Origin of the sequence: Haemophilus haemolyticus (assembly GCF_001679045.1) — a bacterium.
Classification (GTDB): Bacteria; Pseudomonadota; Gammaproteobacteria; order Enterobacterales; family Pasteurellaceae; genus Haemophilus; species Haemophilus haemolyticus.
In genome coordinates this window covers 78,979-91,238 of the sequence record NZ_LYCK01000013.1, presented here as the reverse complement: position 1 = coordinate 91,238, position 12,260 = coordinate 78,979, and the positions used below count along the sequence as shown (strand labels likewise).

Below are 12,260 nucleotides of genomic sequence, written 5' to 3'. Positions count from 1 at the left end.
GCTTTCATATTGAAAGCTCGCAAATACTACACAAAAGTTAAACAAATTGCAAGGGATTTATTCAAAGCAAATAAAAAGTGCGGTCATTTATCGCCATATTTTCTCATCGAAAAATACCTAGAAAAATCACCGCGCTTCACATATTAAAATTACTGATGGTTATCTAATAGCATGATATGTCGTTTTGCTACAATCCACGCACCAACATATCCCATAATTAAACAGCACACTAATAAGAATACAAATTCCCCAACGCCTAATCCATTCAAACTGAATTGAACGGCAAAAATATCCGTTACGTATTTCACGGCAGAAGTAAAATAGCTAATAATAAAGCTACTAAAAATTGCAGCAACTAACCCACCTAACACGGCATAAATCATCCCCGTATAAAGATAAGGACGAAGGATAAATTGATCTGTTGCACCAAGCAATTTCATCACATCAATACTTGATCGGCTACTATACACATCAGAGCGAATACTGTTACCAATAACTAAAAATACCGCTATCGTCATTAATACAGTGCAGAAAATTGCCACATGGGCAATCAACCATGAAAGTGCGGTTAATTTTTCCATCCAGTCGTTATCCAAGCGAACTTCTTGTACTCCTTTAATTTTATTTAAATTGGTACGTAACTCATCACGTTTTTCTGAAACATTAAATTCGCTCGTTGGTTTTACCATCACGACTGCAGGTAATGGATTATCATCTAGAATTTCTAATTCTTCACCAAAGCCAGACCAACTTTTGAATTCTTTTAAACTTTCTTGACGAGAGACATAATTCAGTGATTCCACCCCATCTTGTTGACGGATTTTCTCTACCACTAAATTCGCATCTTCTTCACTTAAATTTTTGTGAAGATAAATCGTCAATTCACTTTCAGGATAAAATTGAGTGGTCGCTAAATGTAAATTTTTCCACATTAAATAGCTCACGGTTGGGATCGTCAGAGATACAGCAATCACCAAAATCGTGAGCAGCGTGCCAAATTTACGTTGCCATAAATCCGCCCATACTGCACGCAAAGTATAGGCTGTTTGAACAAAAAAGGATGCATCCGTTGGTCTGCTCATGATTATTCCTTAATAACGTAAATAACCTTGTTCAAGCACAAGACAAGGTTTTGGTTTTTGTTGAATTAAATTAATGTCGTGAGTAGCAATTAACACAGTCATTCCGAGGCGATTAAATTCTTCAAACAAATTAAAAATACCTAAAGAAAGTTCATCATCTAAATTACCCGTTGGTTCATCTGCTAGTAAGAGCTGAGGTTTATGCACAATCGCACGCGCAATATCAACGCGTTGCTGCTCTCCTCCAGAAATTTGTGGTGGCAAATAGTGTGCTTTATTACGCAATCCTACACGATCTAAAGATGCCATCGCACGTGTATGCGCATCTTTTGGATGCATACCCGCAATAATCAACGGCAATGCCACATTTTCCACCACAGTACGATCTGTTAGTAAACGATAATCTTGGTGAACCATACCAATTTGGCGACGCAGAAATGGAATTTCATATTTAGATAAGCGAGTAATATCGTGTCCGTTAAACCAAATTTGACCCGCATTGGCTTTTTCCATCCCCATAATAAGCTTGAGTAATGTACTTTTCCCTGCGCCTGAATGCCCAACCAAGTAAGTCATACTTCCCACAGGAAGATGAAAATTCAAGCCCTGTAACGCTGGCTGCGTTGCACCATGATAGGCTTTAGAAACATTTGAGAACTTAATCACAATTTTTCCTTATTCTTTTTATTCTTCTTCATGAACGAATAATGCCTCAATAAATTCTTTGGCATTAAACTCACGTAAATCTTCAATTTTCTCGCCTACACCGATATAGCGAATAGGCAACTTAAACTGATCGGCTATGGCAAAAATCACGCCACCTTTTGCGGTACCATCTAATTTAGTTAGAGAGATCCCTGTTAAACCCACAGCTTCATTAAATAATTTCGCTTGGCTAATGGCATTTTGCCCCGTTCCAGCATCCAGCGTAAGCATAATTTCATGCGGCGCAGTTTCGTCATATTTTTTCATAACACGAACAATTTTTTTCAGTTCGTCCATTAAGTTATTTTTATTTTGCAGACGACCCGCCGTATCCGCAATAAGAATATCAATATTGCGTGCAGCCGCTGATTGCATCGCATCAAAAATCACCGATGCAGAATCAGATCCGGTGCTTTGCGCAACAACTGGAATATGATTGCGTTCTCCCCAAACTTGAAGCTGCTCAACGGCCGCTGCACGAAAAGTATCGCCCGCCGCAAGCATCACCGATTTTCCTTCAGCCTGAAATTTACGTGTGAGCTTACCAATTGTCGTCGTTTTACCCACGCCATTTACGCCCACCATTAAAATCACATAAGGTTTTTTCGTGCTATCAATCTCTAACGGTTGTGCTACTGGCTCAAGAATATCCGCCATTTCTACTTTTAATTGTTGATATAAAAGCTCGGCATCTTGTAATTCTTTTCGACTTGCATGTTCAGTTAAATTTTTGATGATTTTACTTGTTGTCGGCACTCCAATATCCGCAATCAACAGTTGTTCCTCTAATTCTTCAAACAACTCATCATCAATTTTCTTTCCTAAGAAAAAACTACGAAAACCCGCACCAATATTTTGTTTAGTTTTCAGTAATCCCTTAACTAAACGACTAAAAAAGCCCCCTTCACTTGGTTTTTCTCGAGTTTCAATTTCAACAACAGGCTGAAGCTCATTTTTAATATCTTCAACAATTTCAGATTCAACCACTGTTTCTGTAATCGGAAGATCATCTTCTAAATTTTTCGCTTCGATGATTTCTTCAATCGGCTCAAGTGCGGTTGAAATTTCCTGTATTTTTTCTTCCTCAACGATTTCATTCGTTTCAATGCTTTCTACTAAAAACGGCTCAGAATCCACCGCGCTTTCTACTGACTCTAATTCAGACGGTTCTTCAACTAAATCATGAGTTTCAAGTTTTTCAATAGACGGCTCGATATCTTTTATCTTTTCTTCTTCAATTATTGGCTCAATTTTAGGTTCATCTTGCTTTTTATTACGTCCAAATAACGATGCCCAAAATCCGCCTTTTTTATTTTCTTCAGCCATAAAATGCTCTCTTAACTGTAATCCGATAAAAATGTCGTTTATTCTAGCAAAAAATCGTCTAAACTAAGCACAATTTTCAATAAAAATCGAATCTTTATGAAAAAAATACAGACGCCAAATGCAAAGGGTGAGGTTCGCATTATTGCTGGACTGTGGCGAGGGCGAAAACTTCCAGTATTAAATTCAGAAGGCTTACGCCCAACTGGCGATAGAGTGAAAGAAACGCTTTTTAATTGGTTAATGCCTTATATCCATCAGTCTGAATGTTTAGATGGCTTTGCGGGGAGTGGTTCATTAGGTTTTGAAGCACTTTCTCGCCAAGCGAAAAAGGTGACTTTTTTAGAACTAGATAAAACCGTCGCTAATCAATTAAAAAAGAATTTACAAACACTCAAATGCTCATCAGAACAGGCTGAAGTGATTAATCAAAGTAGTTTGGATTTTCTAAAACAGCCACAAAATCAACCGCACTTTGATGTCGTGTTTTTAGATCCACCCTTTCATTTTAATTTGGCAGAACAAGCAATTAACTTGCTTTGTGAAAATAATTGGCTAAAACCCAATGCGTTAATTTACGTAGAAACAGAGAAAGATAAACCGCTCATCACACCTGAAAACTGGACGTTATTGAAAGAAAAAACGACAGGAATGGTGAGTTATCGTTTATATCAGAATTAGAGAAAAATTATGTTAGATATCGTTTTATATGAACCAGAGATCCCACAAAATACCGGTAACATTATTCGCCTTTGTGCCAATACAGGATTTCGCTTGCACTTAATTGAACCGCTAGGGTTTACTTGGGATGATAAACGCTTACGCCGCTCAGGTTTGGATTATCACGAATTTGCGGAAATCAAACGCCACAAGACTTTTGAAGCCTTTTTAGAAAGCGAAAAACCCAAACGTCTCTTTGCACTTACAACAAAAGGCAGTCCAGCTCATAGCCAGGTGAAGTTTGAACTCGGTGATTATTTAATGTTTGGCCCAGAAACTCGCGGCATTCCGATGTCAATTTTAAATGAAATGCCGATGGAACAAAAAATCCGCATTCCAATGACAGCCAATAGCCGCAGTATGAACTTGTCTAATTCTGTCGCAGTAACGGTTTATGAAGCGTGGCGACAATTAGGCTATAAAGGTGCGGTAAATTTACCAGAAGTAAAATAAACAAAAAGTGCGGTGAAAAATCATAGAAATTTTCACCGCTCTTTTGTTATTTAAATGGAACTTGTTTTCCAAATATCCGTCTTTTTATTCTAATAAATTCATTTTTTATTTTAGCTAAAGGTTTAGCGGGAATTTGGTTTTTATGAACACTTAATCTTCCCTCATCTAAACTACTCTCGAAATAGCTTTTACCATGAAGAATACAATCTTGAATACATACAGCTGGGAAAAGTTGCATTACTTTATAGTCAGTCTGACTTAATAAGTCATCAAATATTAGCGTATCAATTGCGAGATCTAGTCGAGTATTTTTTATCTTATTGAGTAAATATTTAGCGCCTTTAGCTGTTATTGAGTACCCACCCATTCCTGTGTGTTTAAATTTTAAATGGAAAATATTGCGCTCACATTTTATTGGATACATTTTGCCGAGCATTATTTTTCCATATAACGTTTCTAATTTCAAAATATCTATATCACTATCAATATAATCAACACTCAACAATTCTTTTGCATTCTCGCCCAAATAAATGTCATCTTCAAAAATATTAATATAATCTAAATTATTTTCTAAAACGAAATTCCATAAAACAATATGGCTTAATGCACAGGCTATCTCAGCATCGCATAAAGTTGCTTTTGATGAACGGTCAAAGATGATATTAAATTTTTTAGCGGTTTCTTCAATAAGATTGGGCGTGATAGCATCAAAAAATGCGAACGGAATATTCTGCTTACCGAATTCTTCTGTAATATGTTTTCGGCGTTTTTGTTCAGTAGTTAAACTAATGACATAATTGTGCTGTGCTGTGCTGTGCTGTGCTGTGCTGTGCTGTGCTGTGCTGTGCTGTGCTGTGCTGTGCTGTGCTGTGCATAAAAGTTACCAAAATAAATAAAAAGATGGAACAGTATAATATAAAAAGTGCGGTGAAAAATCATAGAAATTTTCACCGCACTTCTTCCTTTTAAATATTATGTGCTAAACGATACTCAACTAAATCTTCAATGGTTAGCACAGAATAACCAAATTTTTTCGCAAATTCTACAATCTCAGGCGCGCGCGCCATTGTGCCATCATCATTCGTAATTTCACAAATCACACCTGCATGTTTAAATCCTGCCAGACGCGCTAAATCAACGGAAGCTTCAGTATGTCCTCGGCGGGTAAGTACACCGCCATTTGCTGCGCGAAGTGGAAAGACATGACCGGGACGATGTAAATCTGTTGGAACTGCATTATCAGCAATCGCAGTTTGAATAGTTGTGACTCGGTCTGCGGCAGATACGCCAGTAGAAACACCTTTTGCGGCTTCAATTGTCACCGTAAAAGCCGTTTTGTTTACACTATTATTGTGTTCTACCATTGGCGGTAAATCGAGTTGTTGGCAACGTTCATCAGTAATGCATAAACAAACAATGCCACTGCCATAACGAATTAATTTTGCCATTTGTTCTGGCGTGATTGTTTCTGCTGGGAAAATTAAATCGCCTTCATTTTCACGATCTTCATCATCTAAAACTAATACGCCATTTCCATTTTTGAAGGCATTAATTGCGTTAAGTACGCGTTCTTCAGCGGTATTGCCGAATGGAGATAAAATTGACTGATTCATAGTAATTTCCTAATTTGAGATTTCAATTAAATACCAGAATCAGGGCTGAGAAATGCAAATAAAATGAACGATTTGGGAACCCAACTCGTTTTATTCTCTTTCATCCAGACTTTACTGTCGGCTTTGGAATTTCACCAAATCTGCTGACTTTAAAAGTGAAAATCAGGACAATTTAGCAAGGAAAATTTGCCAAAAATTGACCGCACTTTTAAACGCTCGTGGGCTTTACCACCGGTAGGGAATTTCACCCTGCCCTGAGAATGCGCGATAAGTATAGCGCAAAATACCTAGGCACTAAATCAGAACGTGAAAAATATTTTCATTTAGCCTACAATAAACGCACTCAATTCTTACGCTATCAAGAGCGGATTATGTCAAAAGCAAAAGAGAAAAAAGTCGGTGTCATTTTCGGGAAATTTTATCCCGTACACACAGGCCATATAAATATGATTTATGAAGCGTTCAGTAAAGTAGATGAACTACACGTTATCGTGTGTAGTGACACGGAGCGCGATTTGAAATTGTTTTACGATAGTAAAATGAAACGCATGCCAACCGTGCAAGATCGTTTGCGTTGGATGCAGCAAATTTTCAAATATCAAAAAAATCAGATTTTTATTCATCATTTGGTTGAAGATGGTATTCCGAGTTATCCAAACGGCTGGCAATCTTGGAGTGAAGCAGTTAAAACGCTATTTAATGAAAAGCATTTTGAACCTTCAATCGTATTTAGTAGCGAACCTCAAGATAAAGTGCCTTACGAGAAATACTTAGGTTTAGAAGTATCGTTAGTCGATCCTGACCGCACTTTCTTTAATGTGTCCGCCACAAAAATTCGTACCACACCATTCCAATATTGGAAATTTATTCCGAAAGAAGTTCGCCCTTTCTTTGCCAAAACAGTGGCAATTTTAGGCGGAGAAAGCAGTGGTAAAAGCGTGCTAGTTAATAAGTTAGCCGCCGTATTTAATACCACTTCTGCATGGGAATACGGACGTGAATTTGTATTTGAAAAGCTCGGTGGTAATGAGCAAGCGATGCAATATTCTGACTATCCGCAAATGGCTCTTGGTCATCAACGATACATTGATTACGCTGTACGCCATGCGCATAAAATTGCATTTATAGATACAGATTTCATTACCACCCAAGCATTTTGCATTCAATATGAAGGAAAAGCTCATCCATTTTTAGACTCGATGATTAAAGAATATCCCTTCGATGTCACTATTTTGCTTAAAAATAATACTGAATGGGTGGATGATGGCTTACGCAGCTTAGGCTCACAAAAACAACGCCAACAATTTCAACAACTACTCAAAAAACTGTTAGATAAATATAAAGTCCCTTACATAGAGATTGAATCGCCAAGTTATCTTGACCGTTATAACCAAGTTAAAGCAGTCATTGAGAAAGTGTTAAATGAAGAAGAAATCAGTGAATTGCAAAATAGTCCATTTGTTATAAAAGGAAAACATCAATGATCTTATTTGCCGGTGATCCACACGGAAGCTACGATCATCTTTACCCTTTTGTGAGAGAACAGGAGAATGTCGCACTCATAATTTTAGGCGATTTACAGCTCACGACAACAGATGAGTTAGATAAACTTGCGCAACATTGTGATATTTGGTTTATTCATGGAAATCATGATAGCAAAACAATTAGTGCTTTTGATGCGATTTGGGGCTCTGAATGGCAATCACGAAATTTACACAATCGCGTAGTTGATATTCAAGGAACTCGCATTGCGGGATTAGGCGGTGTATTCCGCGGGCAAATCTGGATGCCGCCAAATCGCCCAATGTTTTTTGATCCTATTCATTATTGCCAATATAGTCCACAAGAGAAAATCTGGCGAGGCGGTGTGCCTTTGCGTCATCGCACTTCAATTTTTCCATCAGACATTGAAATCTTAGAAAACCAACAGGCTGATGTGTTGATTTGTCACGAAGCACCTAAACCACATCCGATGGGTTTCCAAGTAATCAATGATTTGGCAATGAAGATGGGGGTTAAGCAAGTATTCCACGGTCATCATCACGAAAACTTTACTTATCGAACAAAGTATCCCTACAAAATCACGAATGTAGGTTTCCGCAGTCTTGCTGATGCAGAGGGAAATTATTTGCTACAAACGATCGACGATCGTGAAAAATAAATCTATTCCAAAATAAAAGCCGATTCAAATGAATCGGCTTTTTTATATTCAAAGTGCGGTATTATTCCGCATTGTTTTTCGATTTAATGACGGCGTAAACTACGCCTGTTGATAAAGCACCAATCGCAATTGCACCAAGATATTTCAATGGCTCAGATACAAATGGAATGACAAATAATCCACCGTGCGGAGCTTGTAATGTAATATTTAATCCCATTGAAATCGCACCAGCCACCGCACCACCAATCACAGAGCTAATAATGACTCGAATTGGATCTGCTGCCACAAATGGTAATGCACCTTCAGAAATAAAGCATAAACCAAGGACAAATGATGCTTTCCCCGCATCGCGTTGACTAACGGTGAATTTATTGCGAGCAATCCAAGTCGCAACTGTCATACCAATTGGAGGAACCATACCCGCGGCCATTGCCGCAGCCATTGGCGTATAAACTTGAGAAGCAATCAATCCAACCGAAAAAGTGTACGCTGCTTTATTTACCGGTCCGCCCATATCGATACACATCATTGCGCCGATAATTGCGCCTAACACAATCGCATTCACTTCGCCCATTGAAGTAAGCCAATTACTTAGCTCTTTCATAATTTCAGCTACTGGTGGATTAATGAGGTAAATCATCGTCAAACCAACAATCATTGAACCTAAGAGCGGTAAAATTAAAATCGGTTTTAATGAAGTCAGGCTTGCTGGCAATCGAATAATCACATTCAGCCCTTTCACTACATAGCCCGCTAAGAAACCCGCAATAATACCGCCAAGAATTCCTGCACCCGCTTCACTTGCCAGCATCCCCGCAATCAAACCAACTGCAAGTCCTGGACGATCAGCGATAGAAAATGCAACGTAACCGGCAAACACGGCAATCATTAACTTGAACGCCACACCACTACCGATATTCATCAACATATTGGGAAGATCCTGTAAAACTCCTGTATTTTCAATTACATTAAAACTGAACATAAAGGAAATCGCGATCAACAATCCACCCGCAACCACTAACGGTAACATATGAGAAACGCCCGTCATTAAGTGTTTGTACACACCTTTTTTCTCACGGCTTTCTTCTTTCGATTCCGCATTATTTCCACCATCAAAAATTTTGGCTTCTTTAAATGCTTTATTAAATTCTTGCTCGGTTTTCTTCAGGGCTAATCCTGTTGAAGTGCGATACATTGGCTTACCTTTAAATTTATCTAAAGGCACATCAATATCTGCTGCAACAAATACCAAATCAGCCGCGGCAACTTCTTCTGCAGTAATTTCATTGCCAGCCCCAACTTGACCACGGGTTTCAACTTTTACATTCCAACCTTGCTTTTTCGCATAGGCTTCAATCGCTTCAGCTGACATAAACGTATGCGCAACGCCAGTTGGACAAGCTGTTACCGCAACAATATTTTTTACACCAGAAACACCTGTAAAACTCACCGCACTTTTCGGTGCAACATAATCTGCCCCATTGGCTAAGGCATTTGCCAGCGTTACTTCAGGAGAAATCATGGCGATAGCTTCGCCGATAATAAAGACTTTTTTACCGACTAACGCTGGGTTATTTGGTAATACTGAACCAAATACGAGGACAAGATCTGCTTCGGCTGGTGTTTCTACAATGGAGACATTTGCTTTTTGCGCAGCCGCTCGAAAAACTTCATGTAATAAATAGGCTTTCGCATCGCCTACATTAGCTGATTGGGTTAAAAATAACTTCATACTATCCTTCAATCATCGTTATTTGTACTTTTTCTAAAATAGGGTCAAGTAAACTCAAATCACTTACACCGACATTACTTTGAGACACCGCAAAAGCGGACACAGCCGTAGCAAAAGCTAAGGTTTCAGCTTTCGATAAACCTTTTTCAAAACCATAAATTAAGCCTGCTACCATTGAATCGCCTGCCCCAACAGTACTCACTACATTTTCACATTTTGGCGGTTCGGCTTTGAGCACGCCTTCATTATTAATCCATAAAGAACCTTTGGCTCCCATTGAAATAATCACGTTTTCAATACCTTTCGCTTTGAGTTGCTGTGCAGCAGCAATCATTTCTTCAAGACGATTTAATGGATGACCAACCCAAGCCTCAAGTTCTCGATGATTGGGTTTTACTAGCCAAGGTTTCGCTTTTAATCCAGCGGTGAGCGCAGCATTGCTACTATCAAGCACCACTTTTACACCAGCTTTATGAAGCTGACTCAACCAATCAGCAAATAATTCGGGAGATACACCTCGAGGTAAACTGCCACAAACTGCGACAATGTCATAATCTAAACAATAAGCCAAAGAATCAGTCACAAATTGTTGCCAAACTTGTGGATTTATTTGATACCCCAAGAAATTTAAATCTGTCACATCCGCTTCAGTCTCGGTAATTTTTACATTGATGCGCGTTTTGCCATCAACACGCTGGAATTTATCTTCCAAACCGTGCTTATTAAACATTTGCTCGAAATCAGCTGAATTATCCTCGCCCAAGAAACCGCCTACTGAAACATCAACGCCTAAATCTTTTAGTACTTTTGCGACATTAATGCCCTTCCCTGCAGGAAATAAGCCAAGGGTTTCTACGGTATTTACTTCACCAAGTTGGATACGATTTAAACGGCCGACTAAATCATAGGCGGCATTTAAAGTAATTGTTACGACGCTTGCCATACTATTCCCCTAAACCCGATTCAATCACCGCACCGATTCCATCAATAGCCTGTTGCGCTTCATCACCTGTCGCAACAAAACGTAAACGAGTCCCTTTTACCACTCCAAGCGCAACAATTTTCATCAAGCTTTTAGCACTCACTAATTGAGAATTACGATCAAGATTCTGAACCGCTACAGAGGCATTATATTTTTTCACTTCGTTTACCAACACCGCACTTGGGCGAGCGTGCAAACCGTGTTCGTTTTTAATCACAAACACGGCTTCAATAGCATTTGCTGGCAAGTTATGATCTTCGCTTACCTCTGGTGCGTGAATTTGTTCCCCCATAATCTCAATAGTATCTAGTTCAGATGGTGGCACCGCAGAAACATTCTCGCCCAAGCCATCAGCAATCACTTTGCCCAATGTTTCAATAGCTTGTTTTGCATCTTCCCCTTCAGCCACAAAACGTAAACGATGTCCTTGTGTTACACCAAGCGCAACAATCTTCATCAAGCTTTTTGCGCTGACGACCTCACTTTCACGAGTAAGATTTTGCACGGTAATTTTTGAAGTGAATTTTTTCACTTCATTAACCAAATTTGCACTCGGACGCGCATGTAAACCATGTTCATTACGAATCGTAAAGGTTCCAACAACGGCACCTTCTACAGATTGAGTTTCAACCTCATTCTCTGAACCCAAAAGTGCGGTCAAAATTTCTGTTGAATTACCATTGAGCAAGGTTGTTTGAACCTCGTCATCTAATAAACGAGCCAAAGTTGGATTAATTTGATCACTGATAGCTGAAACGGTTATCACGCCTTTTACGGCTTTGCCATTGTGGCTAAAAATCGTTTTGGCACGACTAAATGCTAAGGCATTTTTCACATTTCCTACGACAGAGTCCGTTACCCATAACCCTTTACCAAGCGGTAATGCCGCATTATTTATCACTTCAGAAATAAAGCGATTTTCTACCGCACTTTGCACCTGTAATTGCCCCGCATTAATCGCAACTAAAGTTAATAAACTTTGGGTATCTACATCTAAACTGATATTAGCAGCAGGAATTTCAAATGGCTCAATTGTCTCGCCCATTAAAATCGCGCGAAATTCAGCAACATCAGTTATTTTTGCTAATCTCGCTACGGTATCTTCATCGCTCAACACATGAGTAAGCTGGCGCAACAAAGACAAATGCTCATCAGAGCGCGCCGCAATACCAATCACGACATAAGCAATATTTCCTTCGCCCCATTCTATGCCTTGAGGAAATTGAAAAACTTGTACGCCCGTTTTCTTTACCATCGAACGAGTATCCAAGGTGCCATGAGGAATAGCGATGCCATTGCCTAAAAAGGTTGAGGTTTGCTGTTCGCGCGCTAGCATTCCTTGCAAGTAACCATTTTCAACATTGTCTGCTTGAACTAATGCGGACGCTGCCATTTCAATCGCTTGTTGTTTATCAGCTGCGTTAGCATTTAAATGAATGTTGCTTTCCGAAAGTTCTAACATTCTTGCTCCTTAATAATTTAAAAATAA

Annotated in this window: 11 protein-coding genes, 1 pseudogene and 1 riboswitch; of the genes and pseudogenes, 4 read left to right on the top strand and 8 right to left on the bottom strand. The window is 39.0% G+C overall.

Annotated elements, in window-relative coordinates; all coding sequences use genetic code 11:
• Positions 1 to 149: 149 nt before the first annotated feature.
• The 3 genes from ftsX to ftsY are packed head-to-tail and all read right to left on the bottom strand — an operon-like array spanning position 150 to position 3,113.
• Positions 150 to 1,082, bottom strand: a complete 933-nt coding sequence (gene ftsX, locus A8M50_RS06025; protein ID WP_005644311.1) for a permease-like cell division protein FtsX — start codon at positions 1,080 to 1,082, stop codon at positions 150 to 152.
• Between the two features lie 9 nt (positions 1,083 to 1,091).
• Positions 1,092 to 1,748 (bottom strand): cell division ATP-binding protein FtsE, encoded by a 657-nt coding sequence (gene ftsE / locus A8M50_RS06020; protein WP_005635730.1) that lies wholly within the window; start codon positions 1,746 to 1,748, stop codon positions 1,092 to 1,094.
• Between the two features lie 18 nt (positions 1,749 to 1,766).
• Positions 1,767 to 3,113, bottom strand: coding sequence for a signal recognition particle-docking protein FtsY (gene ftsY, locus A8M50_RS06015; protein ID WP_005644572.1), 1,347 nt, complete (start codon positions 3,111 to 3,113; stop codon positions 1,767 to 1,769).
• A 96-nt stretch (positions 3,114 to 3,209) separates the two neighbouring features.
• Here ftsY and rsmD point away from each other — a divergent pair, with 96 nt between their 5' ends.
• Together rsmD and trmL are read left to right on the top strand one after the other, a co-directional pair.
• Positions 3,210 to 3,791, top strand: coding sequence for a 16S rRNA (guanine(966)-N(2))-methyltransferase RsmD (gene rsmD / locus A8M50_RS06010; protein ID WP_005644366.1), 582 nt, complete (start codon positions 3,210 to 3,212; stop codon positions 3,789 to 3,791).
• A 9-nt stretch (positions 3,792 to 3,800) separates the two neighbouring features.
• Positions 3,801 to 4,283 (top strand): tRNA (uridine(34)/cytosine(34)/5-carboxymethylaminomethyluridine(34)-2'-O)-methyltransferase TrmL, encoded by a 483-nt coding sequence (trmL, locus tag A8M50_RS06005; RefSeq protein WP_005644428.1) that lies wholly within the window; start codon positions 3,801 to 3,803, stop codon positions 4,281 to 4,283.
• A gap of 46 nt (positions 4,284 to 4,329) precedes the next feature.
• Here the strand turns inward: trmL and A8M50_RS06000 are convergent, their stop codons facing one another.
• Together A8M50_RS06000 and ribB are read right to left on the bottom strand one after the other, a co-directional pair.
• Complete coding sequence (locus tag A8M50_RS06000; RefSeq protein WP_232604890.1) at positions 4,330 to 5,037, bottom strand: glycosyltransferase family 25 protein; 708 nt, start codon at positions 5,035 to 5,037, stop codon at positions 4,330 to 4,332.
• 211 nt (positions 5,038 to 5,248) lie between these two features.
• The gene (gene ribB, locus A8M50_RS05995; protein ID WP_005644556.1) at positions 5,249 to 5,896 is read right to left on the bottom strand and encodes a 3,4-dihydroxy-2-butanone-4-phosphate synthase; all 648 of its coding nucleotides are present in this window, start codon (positions 5,894 to 5,896) and stop codon (positions 5,249 to 5,251) included.
• A gap of 88 nt (positions 5,897 to 5,984) precedes the next feature.
• Positions 5,985 to 6,162: riboswitch (FMN riboswitch) on the bottom strand.
• Here ribB and nadR point away from each other — a divergent pair.
• Together nadR and A8M50_RS05985 are read left to right on the top strand one after the other, a co-directional pair.
• Positions 6,139 to 7,380, top strand: a pseudogene (gene nadR / locus A8M50_RS05990) (multifunctional transcriptional regulator/nicotinamide-nucleotide adenylyltransferase/ribosylnicotinamide kinase NadR); the annotation flags it as partial. It overlaps the preceding riboswitch by 24 nt.
• Positions 7,377 to 8,057, top strand: coding sequence for a metallophosphoesterase family protein (locus tag A8M50_RS05985; protein ID WP_005644353.1), 681 nt, complete (start codon positions 7,377 to 7,379; stop codon positions 8,055 to 8,057). The pseudogene nadR and the gene A8M50_RS05985, both read left to right, overlap by 4 nt.
• A gap of 61 nt (positions 8,058 to 8,118) precedes the next feature.
• On the opposite strand, the gene A8M50_RS05980 is transcribed toward A8M50_RS05985, so the two are convergent.
• The 3 genes from A8M50_RS05980 to fruB are packed head-to-tail and all read right to left on the bottom strand — an operon-like array spanning position 8,119 to position 12,233.
• Entirely contained in the window at positions 8,119 to 9,789 is a 1,671-nt protein-coding gene (locus tag A8M50_RS05980; RefSeq protein WP_005644619.1) for a fructose-specific PTS transporter subunit EIIC, read from the bottom strand.
• A 1-nt stretch (position 9,790) separates the two neighbouring features.
• A complete protein-coding gene (gene fruK, locus A8M50_RS05975) occupies positions 9,791 to 10,732 on the bottom strand; it encodes a 1-phosphofructokinase (RefSeq protein ID WP_005644384.1) in 942 nt (313 codons plus the stop codon).
• 1 nt (position 10,733) lies between these two features.
• Positions 10,734 to 12,233 (bottom strand): fused PTS fructose transporter subunit IIA/HPr protein, encoded by a 1,500-nt coding sequence (fruB, locus tag A8M50_RS05970; protein ID WP_005644424.1) that lies wholly within the window; start codon positions 12,231 to 12,233, stop codon positions 10,734 to 10,736.
• Between the last annotated feature and the right edge of the window lie 27 nt (positions 12,234 to 12,260).